Consider the following 7958-nt stretch of genomic DNA (forward strand, 5'->3'; position numbering starts at 1 on the left):
ATCTACAAGCAGTCCGGCGCCAACCAGGTGGCGGTGGTGGACGCCGTCAAGAAGGTGTTGGAGAAAATCCAGGCGGAGCTCCCGCCGGGGGTGAAGGTTTCCCTGGTGCGCGACGGCTCCATCATGACCCGCGAATCGCTCTCCGATGTGCAGGAGACCCTGCTGATCGGCGGCATCCTGACCGTCTTGATCGTCTTCTGCTTCATCAACTCCTGGCGCTCCACCGTGATCACCGGCGTCACCCTTCCCATCTCCGTGGTCTCCGCCTACATCGTCATGAACGCCATGGGGATGACCCTCAACGTGATGACCATGATGGCGCTCTCCCTGGCCATCGGCCTCTTGATCGACGACGCCATCGTGGTGCGGGAAAACATCGTCCGGCACCTGGAGCGCGGCAAGGGCCACATAGAGGCCTCGCGCTTCGGCACCTCCGAGATCGGCCTCGCAGTCTTCGCCACCACCATGACCATCGTCGCCGTTTTCGTGCCGGTCGCCTTCATGCGCGGCATCGTCGGGCGCTTCTTCTTCGAGTTCGGCATCACCGTCGCCTTCGCGGTGCTGGTCTCCCTCTTCGTCTCCTTCACGCTGGACCCGATGCTCTCCTCCCGCTGGCACGACCCCTCCATCATGAACCACGGCAGGCGCAAGGGGCTGGCGCGTCTTTTGGAGCGCTTCAACGACCGCTTCGACCGGCTGGCGGACCGCTACCGGGGGATGATCGGCTGGGGCCTGAGGCACCGGAAGACCGTCATCTTCGCCGCGGTAGCCACCTTCTTCGCCGGGATCGCCGTGTTCGGCACCCTGGAGTCCTCCTTCATGGCACCCTACGACAAGGGGGAGTTCCAGGTATCGTTCAAGACCGCCCCGGACGCCTCCATGGCCGAGACCGAGGACCGGCTGCACGCCGTGCTCCGCTCCCTGCAGGGGATAGCCGAGATCGACCATACCTACGCCACCATCGGCGCCGGCGACAGCGGCACGGTGAGAAACGGCCTGGTGTACGTGAAGCTTACCGAGCGCTCCGTGCGCAAGCGCGACCAGTTCGTCGTCCAGAAGCAGGTGCGGGATCGCCTCTTGAAGATCCCCGGCGTCGTCTTCGCCATCGAGGAGGTCGGACAGATCGGTGGGGCGCAGAAGCCGCTCAACGTGAACCTGAAGGGAGAAGACCTCGCCACCCTGAAACAGCTGGCGGCGCAGTTGAAGAACGAGCTGTACAAGGTGCCCGGCATCGTCGACCTGAGCGTCACGCTGGAGCACGACACCCCTGAGTACCGGCTGCGCATCGACCGCGAGCGGGCGCTCTCCGCCGGGGTCACCACCAACGACGTGGTGGGGACGCTGGGGAGGCTGGTGGGAGGCGAGGCGATCAGTACCTACGAGGACGAGGACGGCGACGCCGTCGAGGTGCGGGTGCGGCTCCCCGAAAAGTTGCGGCAGAACCCGACCCAGGTGGCGGACCTGCAGGTATCGGTGCCGGCGGCAAACGGCGCCACCAAGCTGGTATCGCTGGCCTCGCTGAGCGACTACCGGATCGCCACCACCCCCACCGAGATAAACCGCCGCGACCTCTCGCGGCAGGTGACCGTCTCGGCCAACCTGGACAGCCTGCCGATCGGCACCGCCGTGAAGCACGTGGAGGAGGCCGCCAGCCACATCAAGTTCCCCCCCGGCTACTCCATCAACTACTCCGGGGAGGCCGAGGACATGAAGGAGACCTTCGGCTACATGGCGGAGTCGCTCTTCCTGGCGGTGGTCTTCGTCTATCTCATCCTGGCGGCCCAGTTCGAATCGTTCTTCGAGCCGCTGGCGATCATGCTCTCCCTGCCGCTCTCCATCGTCGGCATGGCCGGCATGCTCAAGCTGACCGGGGACACCGTCAACATCATGAGCCTGATCGGTCTCATCATGCTGATGGGGCTGGTGACCAAGAACGCCATCCTGCTGGTGGACTACGCCAAGGTGCTGCGCCAGCGGGACGGGCTGGACAGGACGGCCGCGGTGATCGAGGCCGGCCGCACCAGGCTGCGCCCCATCGTGATGACCACCCTGGCCATGATCTTCGGCATGCTGCCGCTCTTCTTCGCCCTGGGGTCCGGGGCCGAGATGCGGGCTCCCATGGCGCGGGCGGTGGTGGGTGGGCTGATCACTTCCTCCCTCCTCACCCTGCTGGTGGTGCCGGTAATTTACACGGTGGTGGACGACTTCCAGCAGTGGCTGTTGAAGAGGATGGGTCTCAGGAAAGGTAAGGTTCAGCAATGAAAGCAATGCGCAGATTTCATATAGGTCTCGCAGCCCTAACGGTCTCGGCGCTTCTCGGCGCGGCAGTCCAGGCCGCCGAAGTCCCGACGCCGGTCGACCTCTCCCGGCTCTCTCTCGACCAGGCCTTGACCTTGGGCGACGCCAGGAACCGCGACATCCAGAAGGCGAAGGAGTTCTACAACGAGGTGGAAGGACGCTACCTCCAGGAGCGGGCCGCCGCACTGCCGCAGCTGTCGCTGGTGGGGCAGGCCACCGCCAGCGGCGACGAAAGCCAGCGCGTGTACGGGCGGGGCTTTCCGACCGACCAGAGGCTGCTCTCCTCACAGGTCCAGCTCTCCCAGACCCTTTTCACCTGGGGCAAGGTCGGCGCCGCCATCCGGGCCGCCGCCAAGGCCCGTCTCACCGCCGACGAACAGCTCCGCATCGCCCGGCAGGATACCCGGCGCGACGTCACCGTTGCCTTCTACGACGTGGTCCTGGCACGGGAGCAACAGGGATTCGCCCTGCAAAACCGCGAGCAGAAGAGGCGCCACCAGGACGAGGCTGAGCGGAAGTACGCCGCCGGCGTGGCCACCGACTACGACCTTTTGGCCGCCAAGGTCTCGGTGGAGAACGCCAACCCCGAAGTGATCCGCAGCGCCAACACGCTGAAGACGGCAAAGGACCGGCTGCGCTACATCCTGGCGCTGGAGGCTGCGGTGGACGTCACCGGTAGCCTGGAGCCGCCGGTCTACGCCGTTCCCGCCTTTGCGGACGCCATGAAGACGGCGCTGGAGAGGCGCCCGGAACTGAGGGAGCTGCGGCACCGCAAGGAGATCGCGGAGGAGCTGATCAAGGTGGCCAAGGCCGATGACAAGCCGAGGGTCGACTTCAACGGAGCGTACGGGTACCGCAGGCTTGATACCGGCGCCTCCGACGGCGAGGGTCAGGCCTGGAGCGCGGGGGTCTCGCTCACCTTCCCCTTCTTCGATGGCATGAGGACGCGGGGTAAGGTGGCGCAGGCGGTCAGCCAGCGCAGTTCACTGGAGATCGACGAGGCGAAGCTGGCCGATGCCATCGCGCTCGAGGTGCGGGAGGCGATCAACCAGGTGGAGGAAGCGCGGGAGATCATGAATTCGCTGACCGGGACCGTCACCCAGGCCGAGCGGCTGTTGGCCATGGCCGAGAAGGGATACGAGCTGGGGGTGAAGATCCGGCTGGAGGTGGAGGATGCCGAGCTGAACCTGCTGCAGGCCCGCAACAACCTGGCCCGCGCCAAGCGCGACTTCCTGGTGGCGAAAACCCAGATGGAACGAGTGGAAGGCATCCTGGGAGAGTGAGCAAACCTCCCTTTTCTCGGGAAAGTGAGCAAACGTCCCCTCTCCCGAAGGGGGAGGGACGGGGAGGGGGAACTGACCTCACAACCGCCAACGCAGTCCCGCCCTCAAAACCTCAACCGTTCACGCCTTCAGCCTGTCCGCCGTCCAGGCGAACTTCAGGAATGAGCCGGCGTTTCTGGCAAAGCGGATCCAGCTGTCCGGCGAGCGCCAGAGCATGGTGACGTACTGCCAGAGCACCTTGGGGCGTTTGAAATGGGTCGCGTAGTACTCGTCGAAGAGCTGGCCTAACTGCTCCCGCGTCATCCCCTTGGGGACGAACTGGAAGTTCATGCAGTCCATCTTCTCCCAGTCCTCGTCGAACTCCCCCAGTTCCCGGATGTTGTCGTAGATGGGCGAGCCGGGAAAGGGGGTGAACTTCGCCAGGTTGAAGTCGTCCACCGGCAGCGAGAAGACGTACTTCATGGAGCGCCGCAGGCTCTCCTCGCTCTCGCCCGGCAGCCCGATCATCAGCAGCCCCTTGGTCCTCAGCCCCGCCGATTTGATCATCCGGATCTTGTCCGCCAATAGCTCCAGGTCCGCGTTCTGCCGGTGCTGGGCCAGCAGCTCCGGGTCCCCCGTCTCGATCCCCAGGCTCATCATCCAGGCACCGGCCTTGCGCATCAGGGTGACCAGCTCCCGGTCGATGTGCTCCGCCCGCACCGCGCAGTTGAAGGTCATGTCCAGCGGGCGCTCGATCATCATGCCGCAGAACTCCTCCACCCGTTGCCGGTTGAAGGTGAACTGATCGTCGTAGAAATTGATGTGCCGGATCCCGAAGCGCTCCTTCAGGTAGCTAAGGTGCTCGTAGAGGTAGCTCGCGGAGTTGTAGCGGAAGCTGCGGCGGAAGACGGAACGGTCACAGTAGGTGCAGGAATACGGGCAGCCGCGGCTGGAGATGCAGCTGGAGTTCGGCGTGCGCGGGTAGTTGAAGATCGGCAGCATGTAGGAATGGGGATAACCCGCCAGCTTCTCGTAGGCAGGGAAGGGAAGCTCGTCCAGCACCAGCGGCTTCTGCCGGTAGCCGGTGAAAAGGTGGTCACCGCCCTCGCGGTAGATGATCCCTTCCACGGCGGCGGGATCGTCCAGCCCCTCCTGCATCAGCTGGTACATGGTCTCCTCCCCTTCTCCGATCACCGCGAAATCCATGTCGGGGAACCTGGGGAAGAGGAGCTCCTTCAGCGCGGAGACATGCGGCCCGCCGAAGATGGTCTTGATGCCGGGAACGGCGTGGCGGGCGAGTTGGGCGATCCGGATGCCGTCGAGGAAGCTGGAGGTGGTGCAGCTTAGGCCGATGAAGGCTGGCTTCTCCGCCAAGAGGTAATCGCGGATACTGCGGTCGGAATCGGGGCGCGCATAGCAGTCGATGATGTCGGCGCGCATCCCCCGCTGCTCCAGGTAGGCCGCGATACTGGCGATCCCCAGCGGAGGCATGATGTTGGCGATCCGGGAGATGTCCCGGCCCGCCGCCTCGGCGCTATAGCCAAGCGGGTACACCAGCAGGATTTTCTTGCGGTCTAGCTTCATGACCGCGGAGGATAGCACAAGGAACACCGATCCCGCCAGCGTTCTAAGCTAAAAGATCGGAATTCGTCAACGTGGTGGGAACTGTGCAGGAAAGAAGCGGAGGCGCTAAGAGGCCAGGTCATGGGGGTGACGGCTTTCGCCACGGCGGTGGGTGACGCGTACCGTCTGTTCCAGCTCGTCGATCAGGGTCCGGATCTGCTCCTCGGCCCGCTTGCGGTCGGTGATGTCCTCCATGACCGCCACGAAGTTGGTGACGTTCCCCTCCTGGGTGGTCAGCGGGGAGATGAGCACCTCTTCGTAGTACTCCTCGCCGTCCTTTTTCCGGTTCACGAACTGGCCTCGCCACTCCGAGCCGCAGGTGATCTGCGTCCACAGGAAATCCAGGCTCTCCGGGGGCGTGATGTCGGTGAGCCTGGTCTTCAGGTTCTGGCCGATGATCTCTTCGGGAGCATAACCGGTGATGGAGGAGAACTGAGAGTTCACGTACTCGATGCCGCCCGTGGCATCGGTGATGATGACCATGCTGGTGCTCTGTTCGATGGCGCGGGTGAGCTGCCGGATGAAGTCGCTCTGCGCCCTTACCTTCCGCTCCAGGACGATCTTGTCGAGCGCGTCCTCCACCGCCGCGAACAGCAGCTGGAAGTCGAACGGCTTCAGGACATAGCGGCTGATCCCTGTCTTGATGGCGTCCAGCATGAAGTCGGTGTCGCTGATGGCGGTGGCGGCGATGATCTTGGCGGCCGGATCGCGGGCCAGGATCTTTTGGGCCATCTTGATGCCGTCCATCACCGGCAGGCAGATGTCGGTAAGGATGATGTCGGGTTTAAGCTCCTCGTACAGCTTGAGCCCCGCTTCCCCGTTCTCGGCCGAGTGCAGTTCCATGTCCGGGTGCTTTCTCGAGAGCGCCGTGCAGACCAGATCCCTGCTGATGGGATCGTCCTCCACGTACAGAAGCGAAACCTTTTCCATCATCCCCTCCAACCGCACGAAATTCCCTTTGACCGCCGGTCCTGCAAATGCCAATAAGAATAGCACCAAGAACTCGATCTTCCATTTTCCGTCAGCGGTAAAAATAAAACTCTTCCCTTTCCCGTTTTCACTTTTATTTGCTCCCCCTCGCCCCCGTGGGGGAGAGGGCAGGGGTGAGGTGGGGACGCGAGGGGATGACGCTCGCTGTGGGGGTCCCCGGATCTGGTGCGAGACTTTCCCGCCGATCTGTGGTAACGTTGCCGGCTGCCGAGCTGGCTTACTGATTCGCCCGCTTTTTGAAGAGGAGAAGCATGACCATCCTACAGATCCTGATACTGGCCGCGGTGCAGGGCGCTGCCGAACTGCTCCCCGTCTCCAGTTCCGCCCACGTCATCGTGGCAGCCAAGCTGATGGGGCTCGACCCCACCACCCCGGAGATGACCATGCTGCTGGTGATGCTGCATACCGGCACCATGTTCGCCGTCATCCTCTTCTTCTGGAAGGGCTGGAAGGAAAGCTTCTTCTCCTCCAGCAAGCGCTTCAAAAAGTTCTGCGGGCGGATCTTCATCGCGACCCTGCTCACCGGCGTGGTCGGGCTGGGGGTTAAGGGGGTGATCGAACGGGTCGCCTTCGGCAAGGGAGCCCGCGCGGAGATAGAGATGCTGTTCGGCAACCTGGGCCTGATCTCCCTCTCGCTGGCAGTGGTCGGGGTCCTGATCATCTGCGCCGGGCTCAAACGTGTCCGCTTCCCCAAGCAGGAGGTGGGGATGGCCGAGGCATGCGGCATTGGCGCCGTGCAGGGGCTCTGCCTCCCCTTGCGAGGCTTCTCCCGTTCGGGAGCGACCATTTCGACCGGTCTGCTGATGGGCATGGCCAAGGAACGGCTGGAGGAGTTCAGCTTCGCCCTGGCGGTCGTCTTGACCCCGCCGGTGATCGCCCGGGAAGTGCTGCGGCTGATGAAGGCCCATGCCGTTTCGGTCGCGGCGGGAGGACCGCTCCTGCACCTGTTCGTCCCCAGTCTCTGCGGCATGGTGCTGAGCTTCGTCTCCGGCCTGCTTGCCCTGCGCTGGCTCTCCAGCTGGCTGGAGAAAGGCCGCTGGCACTACTTCGGCTATTACTGCCTGGCCGCCTCGGCCATCGTCTTCACCCTCTACCGGATGGGGATGTGACCCTAACGGGATATAGCGGAAAAGTTAAGGGGCCTGCCAGCGCCCCTCTTTTTTTGCCCGCCAACTTTTCCTCTCAAATTTAGCTATTTACAGCCGATACCAAAATAAAATATGATAGCGCCAGTTCCGTCATAGCGCGTGGTCCAGGTGTCGTCCTCCTCGCTTTTCCCATGATGATCTCCGCGACAGCCGCTACCGTTCAAAGAGGTACCATTCACAGATGCATCGAGGTATTGCATGGGGAAAGTTCTCGAATTCAGAAGGGTAAAGCAGGACGTCAAATTCAAACAGGAGCCGGTAGTCGAGGTGGATGAACTTGAGGAGGACATCCTCGCCATCATGAACGACTACTCGCTCACGCCGTCCAATCGGCGTTACATCCTGGAAAACATGCTGATGGACATCGACGAGCAGCTCGACGAATACAGGAAAGAACTCGAAAGAGCGGAGCTGAAGCTGAACTCGATGGTGAACGCCGCCGAGGAGGATATCATCGCCGCCTACGGCGAGTTCGAGAAGCAGGTGACCGACATGACCAAGGCGGTGAAAAGGCTCACCCGCCGTCGCCGCTCCAGATCCGGCGAGGCTGCCGAGCAGAGGTTGCTCGATCAGCCTGAACAGCTCTAGGAAACAGCTCTATAAACTCCCCTCCGACCTTCTCCCTCTCCCGAAGGGC

General features: G+C 63.1%; 6 protein-coding genes. 4 read left to right on the forward strand and 2 right to left on the reverse strand.

The features are described from left to right. A partial coding sequence (locus tag VJ604_RS12100; RefSeq protein WP_324082818.1) for an efflux RND transporter permease subunit occupies nucleotides 1–2262 on the forward strand: 2262 nt, incomplete at its 5' end. Nucleotides 2263–2267: 5 nt separating this feature from the next. Then, complete coding sequence (locus VJ604_RS12105) at nucleotides 2268–3581, forward strand: TolC family protein (protein WP_324082820.1); 1314 nt, start codon at nucleotides 2268–2270, stop codon at nucleotides 3579–3581. Between the two features lie 120 nt (nucleotides 3582–3701). On the opposite strand, the gene VJ604_RS12110 is transcribed toward VJ604_RS12105, so the two are convergent. Beyond that, nucleotides 3702–5144, reverse strand: a complete 1443-nt coding sequence (locus VJ604_RS12110; RefSeq protein WP_324082822.1) for a B12-binding domain-containing radical SAM protein — start codon at nucleotides 5142–5144, stop codon at nucleotides 3702–3704. A gap of 105 nt (nucleotides 5145–5249) precedes the next feature. Beyond that, nucleotides 5250–6113 (reverse strand): PAS domain-containing response regulator, encoded by an 864-nt coding sequence (locus VJ604_RS12115; RefSeq protein WP_324082825.1) that lies wholly within the window; start codon nucleotides 6111–6113, stop codon nucleotides 5250–5252. A gap of 311 nt (nucleotides 6114–6424) precedes the next feature. Between VJ604_RS12115 and VJ604_RS12120 the strand changes: the two genes are divergently transcribed. After that, nucleotides 6425–7282 (forward strand): undecaprenyl-diphosphate phosphatase, encoded by an 858-nt coding sequence (locus VJ604_RS12120; RefSeq protein ID WP_324082826.1) that lies wholly within the window; start codon nucleotides 6425–6427, stop codon nucleotides 7280–7282. 237 nt (nucleotides 7283–7519) lie between these two features. After that, the gene (locus VJ604_RS12125) at nucleotides 7520–7909 is read left to right on the forward strand and encodes a hypothetical protein (protein ID WP_324082828.1); all 390 of its coding nucleotides are present in this window, start codon (nucleotides 7520–7522) and stop codon (nucleotides 7907–7909) included. Nucleotides 7910–7958 lie beyond the last annotated feature (49 nt).

The organism is Geomonas sp. (genome assembly GCF_035254065.1).
GTDB lineage: Bacteria > Desulfobacterota > Desulfuromonadia > Geobacterales > Geobacteraceae > Geomonas.